A 13,804-nucleotide genomic window follows, 5' to 3' on the forward strand; every position below is an offset into this window, starting at 1 on the left:
TGGTCCCTCACTCCACAATGGCGGCTATTATTTCATCAATGCTTTTCTGGAGCTCATAATCGTCAGTTATAGGCTTGATCATTGCCGCCCTGCAAGCCTCCTTTTGGTCAATACCAGAGCGCATAAGCATGCCTGCATAGATTAACAGGCGTGTACTGACTCCCTCTTCAAGACCATGTTGCTTGAAGTTCCTGATTTTCTGACCGATTTCCACAAGAGTGCGGGCATCTTCCATATCGATTCCGCTTTCATGTGCCACGATTTCATACTCAATGTCTGCAGGCGGGTAGTCGAAATCTATGGCAACAAATCTCTGGCGGGTGCTCTGTTTGAGATCTTTCAAAACACTCTGGTAACCAGGGTTGTAGGAAATAGTTAACATGAATTCTGGAGGTGCATGAAGTATTATTCCCAGCTTATCTATTGGCATTACCCGCCTGTCGTCAGTGAGGGGGTGTATGACAACCCTAGTGTCCATCCTGGCTTCCACGAATTCATCCAGGTAACAGATGGCACCGTTTCTTACAGCTTTTGTAAGAGGCCCGTCATTCCACTCGGTAGATTCTCCTTTTATTAGGAATCGTCCTATAAGGTCGCTGGCTGTAAGGTCTTCATGGCAGGCTATTGTTATAATTGGGCATTCTAATTTGTAAGCCATATATTCCATGAACCGGGTTTTCCCGCAACCTGTAGGTCCTTTCAGGTTGACAGGCAGATTGTTTTCGTAAGCAGCAGTGAATATTTCAACTTCATCTTTAACAGGAACATAATAAGGCTCTTCCCTGATGATGTATTCCTCAACAGGCTGCTCCTTGTAGCTTATCTTTTTCATCGTGTCCATGTTTTATGTCTGTCTTTTAATTTATATGTAGGTAGTGGGAAGTTACGTATATCTATTTGACCATAAATGAGAATATTATTCTCTTGTCAATGATTCAATTAACTCTCTGTGGTGGGGGAATCTTTCCAGTAATTCATCTTTCTTATGAAGGGTAAAGTCCTCAAATTCAAAACCTGGTGCAACCGTACATCCCACAAGAGAATAGTCATATTTGGTACTGTCACAGACTGTTGCGCCAAAGACTGAACCTGCAGGGACAACACCCTGTGGTACTTCACCATTCAATATGTCGTTTCCCAGATGGATCGATTCATAATCGCCATCTGGATGAATCATATGTATGTCAATGGGTGCCCCACTGTAAAAATGCCAGATTTCTTCCTGTTTTATTGTGTGAAGTGCTGAGAATTCGCCCTTCTTCAATAAAAAATAAATTGCCGTGGAAAATGCATGATCCAGGGTAAATCTGTTTGGTAGGTATTTGTGCTTGATCGTTTCCCCGGATCTGTAAGTTTCTTTAAAATACCCACCTTCAGGGTGCTTGCTCATATCAAGATATTTTATAATTTCATTAGCATTGGTCATGGTATTCTCCTATATTGTATAATTTACTATTTCATATTATAGTCTCAATCCTTGTTTTAGTGGATATTGAATTTTGACAGAAACCCTGTAGGGCTGTTTGTAATCTGTATAGATGGTTTCAATCCTTGTTTTAGTGGATATTGAATTTTGACCTCCTTTTTGCTAGAAATCCTGCTACTGTACCAATGTTTCAATCCTTGTTTTAGTGGATATTGAATTTTGACCTCCTTTTTGCTAGAAATCCTGCTACTGTACCAATGTTTCAATCCTTGTTTTAGTGGATATTGAATTTTGACACCATGCTTAAACTAACCTTAGACCATGCTTAAGACCATGCTTAGACGTTTCAATCCTTGTTTTAGTGGATATTGAATTTTGACGCGTCAGGAGATCGAGGGGAAGCAAGAACAGATTAAGTTTCAATCCTTGTTTTAGTGGATATTGAATTTTGACATTGTTATTAACAAATATCTGTTGATACTCATGTTTCAATCCTTGTTTTAGTGGATATTGAATTTTGACCTTGTCGGACTTCATCCTTATATGATTTGTAACTTGATAAAGTTTCAATCCTTGTTTTAGTGGATATTGAATTTTGACTTTTTGTTTGTGGCAAAAAATCGCGATCCCATACTCATGTTTCAATCCTTGTTTTAGTGGATATTGAATTTTGACCTTGTCGGACTTCATCCTTATATGATTTGTAACTTGATAAAGTTTCAATCCTTGTTTTAGTGGATATTGAATTTTGACGGTATATTACCCTTTGCAAGAAACTGGAGAACCTTGGTTTCAATCCTTGTTTTAGTGGATATTGAATTTTGACATAGAGAACCATGAGTGAAATGTGTATAGTATGCGGGTTTCAATCCTTGTTTTAGTGGATATTGAATTTTGACGAGACGGAGAGATGCACACATGGGAAGAACACAAAGTTTCAATCCTTGTTTTAGTGGATATTGAATTTTGACTCCATGTAATTGCTGAAGGTTCTGAAGCAATTAAGTTTCAATCCTTGTTTTAGTGGATATTGAATTTTGACCACTTGTGCCTCGTATCAGAAATGATGTGGCATTCTGGTTTCAATCCTTGTTTTAGTGGATATTGAATTTTGACCAACACACCCATTCCAGACAAGATGTAGAAAGCAAGAGTTTCAATCCTTGTTTTAGTGGATATTGAATTTTGACATTAATACGCTCTTCCATTGTGCCTGAATATTGATGTTTCAATCCTTGTTTTAGTGGACATTGAATTTTGACACTGAGCCACCACCTGATGTATTGAGAGTCTGAAGTTTCAATCCTTGTTTTAGTGGATATTGAATTTTGACAAGATACAACAGGTATTGGAGACATACCATAATAAGGTTTCAATCCTTGTTTTAGTGGATATTGAATTTTGACTTGTCGTTGTATATTACATGCAAGAGTTAGCCTGGAGAATTCGGAGTTTCAATCCTTGTTTTAGTGGATATTGAATTTTGACCAGAACCGTCAGCATCAACGACAGTCATGAACACAGTTTCAATCCTTGTTTTAGTGGATATTGAATTTTGACTCAAGAGCAAGATAATACAGTTCGTTCTTGCCTACCCGAAGTTTCAATCCTTGTTTTAGTGGATATTGAATTTTGACTTCGAGCTCCTCATGTGCGATCCGCTTAAACGACAGGGTTTCAATCCTTGTTTTAGTGGATATTGAATTTTGACTTTTAGAATTGCCTGCTCACATACTGCCGATATATTGTTTCAATCCTTGTTTTAGTGGATATTGAATTTTGACCTTATGTCCTAATTTTCTACCAGACATTACATGATGTTTCAATCCTTGTTTTAGTGGATATTGAATTTTGACTTGAACGTGGATTTTCTTGGACAGTCACCGTTTAAGTTTCAATCCTTGTTTTAGTGGATATTGAATTTTGACATGATGTGGATATATCAGAAGATATGGAGGACCTTATGTTTCAATCCTTGTTTTAGTGGATATTGAATTTTGACGGTATATTACCCTTTGCAAGAAACTGGAGAACCTTGGTTTCAATCCTTGTTTTAGTGGATATTGAATTTTGACATAGAGAACCATGAGTGAAATGTGTATAGTATGCGGGTTTCAATCCTTGTTTTAGTGGATATTGAATTTTGACTGAAGCAAGACGTTCAAAACAATTGGAGAGAGGTTTCAATCCTTGTTTTAGTGGATATTGAATTTTGACCCGTTATACCCTCAACAAAAGGGTGTAGATGCATATGGTTTCAATCCTTGTTTTAGTGGATATTGAATTTTGACATGTTGATGGTGAACCATATTATTTAACTATTGAAGAGTTTCAATCCTTGTTTTAGTGGATATTGAATTTTGACTAGATGAGTTACAACCCTTCCATGGCAACGCAAACTAGTTTCAATCCTTGTTTTAGTGGATATTGAATTTTGACAATTTTATAACTTTAAGCTTATAGCACCGACACTATAAGTTTCAATCCTTGTTTTAGTGGATATTGAATTTTGACCAACATAAAGAACGGCAAACCAAGTATTATAAGATAGGTTTCAATCCTTGTTTTAGTGGATATTGAATTTTGACACAGCTGTGGCAACATCGGAGGCCTTCTTCTGTGTATCGTTTCAATCCTTGTTTTAGTGGATATTGAATTTTGACGAACCCGCATCCGTCATATACGGCTACAAAATCGTGTTTCAATCCTTGTTTTAGTGGATATTGAATTTTGACGCGTCCCTTGCTCCCTCGGCGAAGGAAACAAAAGATTGGTTTCAATCCTTGTTTTAGTGGATATTGAATTTTGACTGAGTTGCTTGTTGAGCAAGTATATCCATATTGCTTCGACTATGCAGTTTCAATCCTTGTTTTAGTGGATATTGAATTTTGACAAGAAAGAATCCTTGAACTACAAGTACAAAGAGGAGTTTCAATCCTTGTTTTAGTGGATATTGAATTTTGACTTTGCCGCATTGCGTGACAGCCATAACAAAATAAATAGGTTTCAATCCTTGTTTTAGTGGATATTGAATTTTGACTTTCGCCAGTTTGTCAATGAAGCAAAGGAATTCTAGTTTCAATCCTTGTTTTAGTGGATATTGAATTTTGACGAAATCCTGTAAGGCTGTTTGTAATCTGTATAGATGGTTTCAATCCTTGTTTTAGTGGATATTGAATTTTGACGGATTTAACTGTTTTCATGCGATCCAACGATGTTGGTTTCAATCCTTGTTTTAGTGGATATTGAATTTTGACATGAATCGTGGAAGTTCTACACAGCATCTGATGAAAGTTTCAATCCTTGTTTTAGTGGATATTGAATTTTGACAAAGGTTATGACAGAAGCCACCAGCCCAGAGGAACAGTTTCAATCCTTGTTTTAGTGGATATTGAATTTTGACCATATCCTACAGCCGCCGCACCGGCCGCTACGGACAGGTTTCAATCCTTGTTTTAGTGGATATTGAATTTTGACATAGATGCAAAATCTATTTTCAACTTCAAAGCCCCTGAGTTTCAATCCTTGTTTTAGTGGATATTGAATTTTGACATTGGTAATAGGAACAAGGTATATATATGTTGCAGACAGTTTCAATCCTTGTTTTAGTGGATATTGAATTTTGACTGTCATTCAATCCGATTGATGCATACCACTGGATCAGTTTCAATCCTTGTTTTAGTGGATATTGAATTTTGACATCATTCCAGTACCGTCAGTTATCTCGGTGCTCTGGGTTTCAATCCTTGTTTTAGTGGATATTGAATTTTGACGCTTAATTCCATGTTTTAATAGTATAATTCCATGTTGTTTCAATCCTTGTTTTAGTGGATATTGAATTTTGACGATTGAAACCAAAAACCCTTGCAGATTATGTAATGGAGTTTCAATCCTTGTTTTAGTGGATATTGAATTTTGACGCCTGTATCCGAAATTCCTGAGTGTATATGTCAAACGTTTCAATCCTTGTTTTAGTGGATATTGAATTTTGACTGGAGCCACTTCTTCTTCCAGTAAATCAGGATCCTCTTGTTTCAATCCTTGTTTTAGTGGATATTGAATTTTGACAGCACAACTTTCACCCTTTTTTGTCCAAAAGAAGCCCTAATATCCCTCCTTTTCAAGCATCTCAATTCTTGAACCATTTCTATCAGATCCCTTATAAATACAAGAATTATACACAAATATTTCTATAACAACAATCAATACATTTGGATTTATACTTTGTTGCCTTTGGATATACTCCCTTTTCTATTATATCAATTGTCTTTTTGGCAATCTTTATGGCTTCATCCACATCCTCCGGTTCAATTTTAATAGACTTGACCATATTATTACTTCGTGTATAACAAATATAAGCTCTATTGACTTCTACATCATAATTCTCGGAGATCATCAATGCCTGCAAATAAAGCTGGTATTTATAAGTCATATAAACTTTGTCTTTATATTCTGCAAACTTATATTCAAGAGGCGCAGCTGTTCCATCTTCGAGAAACAGTACTTCATCAACAATTCCTTTAATGTGATTCTCTTTTGAAGCAACAAAAACATTTCTTTCTTTAGATATACATCCAAGCTTCTTTCTCAAATAAGATGTATTGGTAAGTCGACGTATTTCATGCACATCTCTTCCTTTTAAAACTTTAAATCGTTTTTCTTCATGCTGCGGGATATCAAGGCAATAAATAAAATAAATAAAACGGGGGCAGAAAAGATATTCAATTACATCAGAAATCGTAATTAAAACACTACTATCTCTCATTGTACCCCAAATATTTCTAATTAAAAGAAAGTGGTTAAAACTTCGTCACTCACAAGATCCTTATCAAAGGCCTGTCCCAATAACTTAACTTTTTTGAATGACTGATCATCCATTGGAAAAATATATACAGAATCTACATCTTCATCAATTTCTTCTTCACACTCGATTGCAAGAGAATCTCTTTCATTTGAGTTCAATTCTCCCAGAAAAACACTTTTCTGCACCCGGTAGAGCCCATAATTCTTACACGCATCACTCACATGTTTTCTGCAAGTATTATCCGATATGTCATATACCACCCAGGCAAGCATAAAAATCCTCACTTAATCAAACTATTAGCAATTTTATGACAGTCATATTGCATGGTGTTTTTCAATTTAATATTTCTGCCATTATAGGATATTTTCTTTTCCATTGTTTCATTGAAAACCTGCAAAAGGACGGCTTTTCCCTCTTCATTTAAAGTAAGACCGTTTGGAATGGAATCAAACATTTCATCATTGACTTTCCTTTTTGAAAATAAGTTCACGACTGTCCTATCCGCATGTATTCTGTACAGTTCAATCAGATCAAAAACCAGGGATTTTTTATTGTAATTGTCAGTATGCAAAAAACCCACATATGGATCAAGGCCAGATATGATACAGGCCTTTTCAACCATTGAATAAAGTACGCCATACCCATAGTTGAGCAGGCAATTAAATCCATCAACTGCAGGGTTGCGACTTCTGCCGCTAAATTGCCATTTATCAGGCATTATCAGACTGATAGCTTCAAAATAGTTTCTTGAAGCCATTCCCTCAATTCCCATGATGGTTCCCCTCACTTCTTCAAGATCACCTTTGACTTCCTGAAGCTGGGACTTCAGGTTTTCAATATCATCTACATATTCCTGTAAGTCCTCTTTCAATTCAGGCCTGTTTTTCTTAAGATCTTTGAGGAAATCTACCTGATTATTGATTTTTTCGTTAACCCATCCTTTTGCCATTCTGGCACCCTTTGCATTATCCGAATATTCAAGCTGGCGCCTTCTTATCAGAACAGTACTTCCGAGTTTTGAATGCCACACTCTGCCGTATGGGTCACCAAAATGGTCCAGAAAAATGATATCTATATTGTTTTCCACAGCGAATTTGATTGCATCTGTGCTTATTGTAGCTGCCGTGGTGATCATTATACTTTCAACTTTACCGGCGGCTACTTCGAATTTTTTATCATCGTTTTTAACAAGAAAACAGTTCTTGCTTTTTTTCAGATAGGAGCCATAACTGTTGATTACGATTTGTATTTCATCATCCCCTCATTGTTTTTCAATCGAACCATAGCCTCTAGATACAGATTTTCCTACTCCTAAATAATCAGGAATATCAAAATTTGCTTTGAATCCTCCTTTAAAAGCAATCATACTTTTTCCTTTAAAATTAACTTTGATTGGTATTACATTTAATTTTATGCGGATTTGTTCATTCACCCGACAATCAAGGCTTTTTGCCATTGAAAGTAAGTTGCCAATTAAAATTTTAGATAATAGGGAATCCTTTGCTAGTTCGTCTGCCTTCCTATATTTTTCACTGTTATTTTGATTTAAAGCAAGCCAGGGTGTCTTGAAAATATATTTATGTATATCATTGCATATTCCAAAGGGGGCAGAATTTGTGTTTATTTCTGCTCTCTCCAAACAAAATCGTGTATTTTCAATATTAATCTCTTCTGTACATATTCCAACATCTAATATCAAATTAGCACCATCAGCAACACCTACCAGAGTAGGAATCCCTTCTATTACTTTATATTGCACAACCGGATACCTATATATTGGTCCTGTATCGGTGTGATTATGCATACGGTCCTCTGAAGAATATGTCTTAGCAAAAAACCCTCGAATTTTGGCTCCATCTCTCATACGAAGGCGGACATCAGGATATTGTACACATGTGTAGTTTATATGCAAGTTTATTCCTCAAAAAATTTCAATTTGTGAGTTATCTAAAATGATACCTCTTTCTTCAGAATATAGTTGAGTTGAATCACAATTCATCGGGAGGTATTCTACATCAAAGCCTTCTATTTCTTGAAGACTATCATGTAACGAAGAATAGGTTTTATTATTGATTGATATTTTATATTGGCTCAAACGTCTAAATAAATTTTTAATTTCGAAGTTATATTCCCATTGTGTTTTATTTTCTTTCCAGTTATTGTGCAAATGAACTAGACTATTAATTATACTAGAACATGTGGAATCAGCTTCAATTATAACATCATGCTTTGGAATATCTTTGTTATCAATAAGCTCGAATGAATTCCTTAATTTCTTAAAATCAAGAACTTGTATATGCTTGGATATTTCTGTCGATATGTCATGGCTCACTTTTTTCATTATATTTTGAGCATATTTCTCATTTAATGAATAGATGTCCTTTTCTTCAACTATATTCTTATCTTTAAGGATGTCTTGTGTAATATCTATCAAAAATGGGGGATAAATATAGTTGTGATAATAATATCCGGTATTTTCATCTTTCAGTCTATATAAATGAACTTCACTTGGTTCTTCACTCTTTCCGTTTCTATTAGCACGCCCTGAGGTTTGATTTATAGAATCAAGTGGACAAAAATCCCGATATATAACATCCATATCAATGTCTACGCCGGCTTCAATTAATTGTGTCGACACAACTACTAAATTTTCTTCACTTCTTCTAATAAAATCTATTTTTTCAAGTCTGGCCTTTGGGTAAATTTCGGTGGACAAATAAATACACATTCTGTCTGTATTTTCCTGTAGTAGTTCAAATATATCCTTTGAAGTTTTGATTGTATTCAAAACAATTAAAAAACTCTTATATGGTCTTTTATCAATATCTTCAAGTAATAAATCCCCAAAATTATCCAGAGAAGAACTTTCAGATAAATGATTGCATATTTTTATTCGATTTAAATCTTCAAAATATGTTTTTTTATTTGGTACAAGTTCATGGCTATCAATTAGTATTGGCATTGTAGCAGTAACAAAAATAAATTTTACATTGTATTTGATGGCCAATTTATTGAAAAATTGCCTTATTATTGGATAGTATTTTTCATCTACTTCTTGTATTTCATCAAGAATAATTATGGAATTAACTATTCTATGGAAACGATGGCCTATTGAATGGTTGCCAATTTTAAATATAGTATTGAATAGTTGCACGAATGTTGTGGTTACTATTTTACTTTGCCAGTTATCAAAGCAAAATCTGGCATCATAGTTCTCATAATGTTTATCTTCAGATTCATATTTTATTTCTGAAAGTGAATGGTACTTTAAGATTTCCGTATCTTTTGGTTCTGAATTTTGATTATATTTTACTATGTTAGCCAGTTCTCTGTAATTTTGATCTATGATACTTAAGAACGGAAGGGAATAAACGATATCAGGAGCATATCCATATTTTTTCTCAAGTTTGTTTGCCATGTAAAGAGCTGAATAATAAGCAAGGAAAGTTTTACCTGAACCAGTAGGGATATTTATGGAAAAAAAACTTTCAGATTTCAAATCAATTGATTGAAGTTCTTTTTTCAGTTCATCAAATATTTTTTCACGTATATTGAATATGTGTGATTTTTCAAGAAGAGGATTCTTTGACAATAATTCTTCACGTACATGATTTTTATATTTTTCAACGGTAAAACTTGATTTTTGAGATGGTAAATTCGGTGTTTCAGCTATAAGCTGCATTTTGTCTGCCGTTAAAAGTAATGAGTAAAAATAGCTGAATTCTAAAATGTAGTCAATTGTATAACCATTATTTATCCTCTTTTCTTGACTCCAATTTTTCCTAATTTGGCGGATGTTGCTTCGATTAGCAAACTTCAAGAAATCATCTAATTTCATATCATAGAGACGTTCCAGTTCACATTGATTATTTTCTTTTATATCTGCAAGTTGTTTTTCTAAAATGTCGTATTCGTCTAATAGATCAGTTTCATCTTTAGTATTTTTGATACTTCCATGATGTCTCTTTATAGCCAGATAACCCATTAGTTTATAAGGTTCTGGAAGCCACCAGTATGCGAAAATGGCAGATAGTAAGGAGTGATTTTTCTCAGTTCCAAATTTCCTGTGTTGTCTTGATATTGTTTCATCATAAGTGATATAGTCTTGGAAAAATGAAGTTGCTTTACCAAAATCATGTGCCATACATATCTTTTGTATAACCTCTCTTTTCTCGGAGTTTTTCGTTTGCTTATCGAATATACTTAAAGCAATTGACGTAACACCCTCAAGATGCTCTTTTAAAGACTGGTGAGGGTGTGATTTCAAATTGAAATCTTCATTGGAAAAAGAAAACGTTTTGTCCGGCAACTTCATGGAGTTCTCCTGTAGCATTTCCTTTCAAAGCACATGGTCTATCATTCTTGAAACCAAACATAATTTTTTCATATTTTGTGTATTCCCGTTTTTCATTATTTGAAACTGGAATATTGTCAGTAAATATTTTAAAATCGGAATAATCAAGATCAAAACAATTAATTGGAATTATACTATCCACATTGTTTCGGGTTTGTGTACGTTTACTTTCACACCGGGTTTCAAAAATAATTTTTGCTACATGTTCACTCACACCAAGATAAGGAGTAAAAACCGGTTTTTGATATTTCAGATGGTCTTCCAGTTCATCAAGTTTCTCTGGTCTCCATGATACAAAAATTCTATATTCAGGATTTCTCAGGAATTCGGCATTAACTGGAAAGCTAAAAAGGTCATTTTCATTTTTCATGCTAACTAACTTTATTGTCTGCATATCTTTATGGATTGGAGAGAGTACCTGAATACCAATTCTCATATCTTTTGTATTTTCATAAAGATCGCCCCTATCGATACCAACAATTGCTCCTATCAAACCTTTTATTGCTGGTGGATGAATGCATAAAAAAGTAAGAGCAGAAGTAGTGGTATATGGTTTCCTGAATTTTGCATATCCACTTTTCACTCTAAATATCAAGCAGTCCATAAGGAACCTCCATCTCATTAGAAATTAATAACTTCAAATTCTTCTGGGAGGTTGACAATTTTGGCCGTATTGTGCTTATAAATGACAATTTTATCGATGAACTCTTTCTTTGACTCATAATATTCATTTAACTTTTGAAGATCAAGAGTTGTCTGGGAAATATCTCTGACCTCATCTTCAGATGTATCAAAATTGACATCTACGTAATTAAGTTCCCCATCTATTCTATGTTCCTTATAAACCACTTCCGCTAGTAAACGTGGCATCTGGTTTTTTGAAGTACTCCTGTAATTTATAAGGCCATTAATCAACGCCGTAGTAAATTCACTCAGGTCATTTTCACTTACTTCAATTCCCTGTTTTTTTGCAACATTGTCATTATAAACTGCATACGTTTTAAACAAAGCATAAGGTGTTACATATTTGGACCAAATTGTTGATTGACTTTTGTCTTCCCCACCTGCATAAGCAGAATTTCCTTGCATGAATTTTATTTCCGCAGGATTTACGGATTTGCTCCACATGACCTGCAAAGGACCCGTAATGTCATATTTTGGTTTAGTTATGACTGCACCAAAAAGTCTTACATCAATATATTGTTTCAAAATGTATTCTGGTAAATCATTTTCTTTTAGATCAGCATTTTTCATAACTTCTTTGATCAAATTGGTGCAGGACATTACTTTTCCTTTGTCATCCTTTTTTGTTCTTACCAGTACATTGTGGCCCGTAGATTGCCATTCGTCACGAATAAACCGCTTTATTCTGACATCTGATACTTCAAGTTGCCCTGTTATTTCATCATGTCTTGGCTTATTGTCGTTAAGCATATCCCCGTTAGGATTTGCCATTGTGCTATCCCATACCAGTAAGTATTCTCGTGTGTTTGCCATCATTCATCCACTCCTTCAATTTTTATATTGTCCTTGGATTTTCCAATCCACTGCTGCATTCCCCAGAAGAAAATATATTTCGCTTCATCATTTGGAATTTTTTCATTTCCTGCTCCCATAAGTTCTTTCGAGGAAGAAAGGTAATTATTCAGATATTTTTTGTTTTGAACTCCGTACTTATACATTAATTCTGAACATTGATTTGCAATATATACAAAAGTCTTGAAATCGAATTTCCTTCCAAAGAAAAAGTTCTTTTCAAGATGGGATGTTGCATTCTGCAGATCATCACCACTTTTATATTTTTTTGATTCGTAGATCATGGCATTGTACAAGTGCCCTAACAAGAACCATGCCTTTTTAACAGAGTTGTCAAAGAATTCTGAATTCTCTTCGAAAAACTGCTCTTCAGTTTCATATTCTGTCATTTCATAACCTCCTTCTTTTTTCTCAACTAATTTCCATCCATTAGTCAAACATCCACAATCAACAAGGAAATTATACACCCGATGAATTGAAGATATTTGCCTGTAGCCTTCATAATAATCATGTCTGTATTTTTTCATGACCCGGGAGAAGAATATTCTTCGATTGATTTTATTGCCATGAAAGATATCACGAAGGTAATTTTTAGCCTCATTAGTTCCAAATATTTCATTAGGTTTAGAATTACCACCAAGAAGATAAAGTAAAACCTGCCACAGACCAAGATTGGGGCCCGATGTCGCATATTTGTGCTCAAGTTCTGCAATTTTTGTAAAGCGGGAAGGCATTATATCTCTTATGTGGTATGTGATTTTCCATTCTGATTTTTGTGAAGAGAAAAATATAATATCCACATTGGTGCGGCATTTACTAATTTGTTCCATTACCAAATCTTCACTATAACGGATGTTATTTAGGAGGTTTCTATCTTCTAAATCACCTATATCTGAGTCCTCAAATATCTCCTTTATTTCTTTATCATAATCGTGAGGCAAGAACAACATCTTACTTCCACCCCACCACGTTTCCAGACAATTATGGATATATTTGCGGCCCGCTAAAATGTTTATTAAGCAATCATAACAGATACCATAAGATAAACCGTCGGTGTTTGAAAAGATATTTTTGTCATTAGTATAGCACTTATAAATGATACTGTCATACAATGTATCAGCAAACTGGTTGCACATTTGACAATATCCCGAATGGTTGACTTTTTTCAGGCCATTTTTTTCAATTTCTTCCAAAAACTTGTCTTTTGCTATATCTATTGGTTTCTTCCCATCCTTCTTGAAAAGAATCACGAAATTTGATCCTTTGTATTCCTCTATTTTTTGATTAAGAGTGACTTTTATATCATCATACTTTTCTTCAGGAATATCGAGAAAATCGAGAGAATTTTTTATGTTTTTCTCCTTATATGAATCTTTTTTTACAAGAGCACCAACAAACCAATTTCCTTGCGTATAAAGCAATCCATCTTTGAAGACCTTCTTTTCAAAATCTCTAGAATTTATCGAAATTGAGTCATCGGACACATCTATTTCAAGGATTAAATCATAATCTGCACCTTCTTCTTTTTGCCACAAATCAATTATATCCTGTTCCCCATCAATATTCTGGACTGTGTTTCCGATATTACATATTGTTTCTATCATTTTGACATATACCCCAAAATAATGATTTTTACAAGAGATGTTCTCCTGTCAATATATATTATATCCCTTATGTATTGAAT

10 protein-coding genes and 1 CRISPR repeat array are annotated in these 13,804 nt (G+C 34.5%); all 10 genes read right to left on the reverse strand.

The window, feature by feature from the left end:
• Nucleotides 1-7: 7 nt before the first annotated feature.
• The 10 genes from BKM01_RS07130 to BKM01_RS07175 all read right to left on the reverse strand — a co-directional run bounded on the left by BKM01_RS07130 (nucleotide 8) and on the right by BKM01_RS07175 (nucleotide 13,724).
• The gene (locus BKM01_RS07130) at nucleotides 8-841 is read right to left on the reverse strand and encodes a CbbQ/NirQ/NorQ/GpvN family protein (protein WP_072359080.1); all 834 of its coding nucleotides are present in this window, start codon (nucleotides 839-841) and stop codon (nucleotides 8-10) included.
• A gap of 75 nt (nucleotides 842-916) precedes the next feature.
• On the reverse strand, nucleotides 917-1,426 hold the full coding sequence (locus BKM01_RS07135) for a cupin domain-containing protein (RefSeq protein ID WP_072359082.1): 510 nt from the start codon (nucleotides 1,424-1,426) through the stop codon (nucleotides 917-919).
• A 41-nt stretch (nucleotides 1,427-1,467) separates the two neighbouring features.
• A CRISPR array of direct repeats spans nucleotides 1,468-5,494; the repeat unit is 37 nt; unit sequence GTTTCAATCCTTGTTTTAGTGGATATTGAATTTTGAC.
• A gap of 106 nt (nucleotides 5,495-5,600) precedes the next feature.
• Nucleotides 5,601-6,191 carry a CRISPR-associated protein Cas4 gene (gene cas4, locus BKM01_RS07140; RefSeq protein WP_072359085.1) on the reverse strand — a complete coding sequence of 197 codons (591 nt, stop codon included), beginning with the start codon at nucleotides 6,189-6,191 and terminating at the stop codon, nucleotides 5,601-5,603.
• Between the two features lie 20 nt (nucleotides 6,192-6,211).
• A complete protein-coding gene (cas2, locus tag BKM01_RS07145) occupies nucleotides 6,212-6,502 on the reverse strand; it encodes a CRISPR-associated endonuclease Cas2 (protein WP_072359086.1) in 291 nt (96 codons plus the stop codon).
• 8 nt (nucleotides 6,503-6,510) lie between these two features.
• A complete protein-coding gene (gene cas1 / locus BKM01_RS07150) occupies nucleotides 6,511-7,479 on the reverse strand; it encodes a CRISPR-associated endonuclease Cas1 (protein WP_072359087.1) in 969 nt (322 codons plus the stop codon).
• Nucleotides 7,480-7,491: 12 nt separating this feature from the next.
• The gene (locus BKM01_RS07155; protein ID WP_072359089.1) at nucleotides 7,492-8,142 is read right to left on the reverse strand and encodes a CRISPR-associated endonuclease Cas6; all 651 of its coding nucleotides are present in this window, start codon (nucleotides 8,140-8,142) and stop codon (nucleotides 7,492-7,494) included.
• Between the two features lie 9 nt (nucleotides 8,143-8,151).
• On the reverse strand, nucleotides 8,152-10,545 hold the full coding sequence (locus BKM01_RS07160; protein ID WP_072359091.1) for a CRISPR-associated helicase/endonuclease Cas3: 2,394 nt from the start codon (nucleotides 10,543-10,545) through the stop codon (nucleotides 8,152-8,154).
• Nucleotides 10,508-11,206 (reverse strand): type I-B CRISPR-associated protein Cas5b, encoded by a 699-nt coding sequence (gene cas5b / locus BKM01_RS07165; protein ID WP_335645249.1) that lies wholly within the window; start codon nucleotides 11,204-11,206, stop codon nucleotides 10,508-10,510. Before cas5b ends, BKM01_RS07160 begins: the two co-directional genes overlap by 38 nt.
• On the reverse strand, nucleotides 11,206-12,084 hold the full coding sequence (cas7b, locus tag BKM01_RS07170) for a type I-B CRISPR-associated protein Cas7/Csh2 (RefSeq protein ID WP_233125593.1): 879 nt from the start codon (nucleotides 12,082-12,084) through the stop codon (nucleotides 11,206-11,208). Before cas7b ends, cas5b begins: the two co-directional genes overlap by 1 nt.
• The gene (locus BKM01_RS07175; RefSeq protein WP_072359095.1) at nucleotides 12,081-13,724 is read right to left on the reverse strand and encodes a TIGR02556 family CRISPR-associated protein; all 1,644 of its coding nucleotides are present in this window, start codon (nucleotides 13,722-13,724) and stop codon (nucleotides 12,081-12,083) included. The genes cas7b and BKM01_RS07175 overlap by 4 nt, the downstream gene beginning before the upstream one ends.
• Between the last annotated feature and the right edge of the window lie 80 nt (nucleotides 13,725-13,804).

Origin of the sequence: Methanohalophilus portucalensis (assembly GCF_002761295.1) — an archaeon.
Classification (GTDB): Archaea; Halobacteriota; Methanosarcinia; order Methanosarcinales; family Methanosarcinaceae; genus Methanohalophilus; species Methanohalophilus portucalensis.